The organism is Psychromonas sp. Urea-02u-13 (genome assembly GCF_002835995.1).
Lineage (GTDB): Bacteria > Pseudomonadota > Gammaproteobacteria > Enterobacterales > Psychromonadaceae > Psychromonas.
Genome location: NZ_PJBZ01000231.1, coordinates 1 through 672, shown reverse-complemented (window position 1 = coordinate 672; position 672 = coordinate 1). Strand labels below are relative to the sequence as shown.

The 672-nt window shown below is 36.0% G+C and carries 2 protein-coding genes; both read left to right on the top strand.

The window, feature by feature from the left end:
* Nucleotides 1-80: 80 nt before the first annotated feature.
* Entirely contained in the window at nt 81-365 is a 285-nt protein-coding gene (locus CXF74_RS21560) for a BrnT family toxin (protein ID WP_101084663.1), read from the top strand.
* A 2-nt stretch (nt 366-367) separates the two neighbouring features.
* The gene (locus CXF74_RS21555) at nt 368-586 is read left to right on the top strand and encodes a CopG family antitoxin (RefSeq protein WP_101084662.1); all 219 of its coding nucleotides are present in this window, start codon (nt 368-370) and stop codon (nt 584-586) included.
* Nucleotides 587-672 lie beyond the last annotated feature (86 nt).

Genomic DNA, 672 nt, shown 5'->3' with positions numbered 1-672 from the left:
GTATCGCCCAATTTCTGTCCGCTTAATGTGGGCGTTAGAGCTACTTTGACATTTACCCTCCACGTACATACAATGTACATATGATAAAATTCGAATGGAATACAGCGAAAGCTGTAACAAATGTCAAAAAGCACGGTGTTTCTTTTGAGGAAGCTAAATCCGTATTTTTTGATGATTTCGCATTGCAGTTCTTTGATCAAGAGAACTCCGATACTGAAGATCGTTTTTTAATGCTTGGAATGAGTAATGAAACGAATCTATTACTTATTTGCCATTGTGAACGCGACGATGGAAATACTATTAGATTGATTTCTGCTCGAAAAGCAACTAAAAATGAAAGTAAAAACTATCAGCGAGGGCATTAATTATGAAAGCAGAATATGATTTATCTACAATGAAATCACGTAAAAATCCATACGCTAGTAAATTGAAAAAACCGGTGACGATGCGTCTTGGAGAAGATGTTATCTCTTATTTTAAAGGTATGGCAGAAGAATCTGGCGTACCTTATCAAAGCCTTATAAATCTTTATTTACGGGACTGTGTTGCAACACATAAAAAAATTGATATAAATTGGCACGCGTAACGTAGCTCTAACAAGTCGTTTAAACGGAATAAAAACAGTTGACCATCGCTTCGCGATTATAGCCAACCATTTTTATCCGCTTAACG

Bases quoted from the DNA above. Each gene is read 5' to 3' on its own strand.
- CXF74_RS21560 (WP_101084663.1), top strand. From the start codon at position 81: ATGATAAAATTCGAATGGAATACAGCGAAAGCTGTAACAAATGTCAAA.
- CXF74_RS21555 (WP_101084662.1), top strand. From the start codon at position 368: ATGAAAGCAGAATATGATTTATCTACAATGAAATCACGTAAAAATCCA.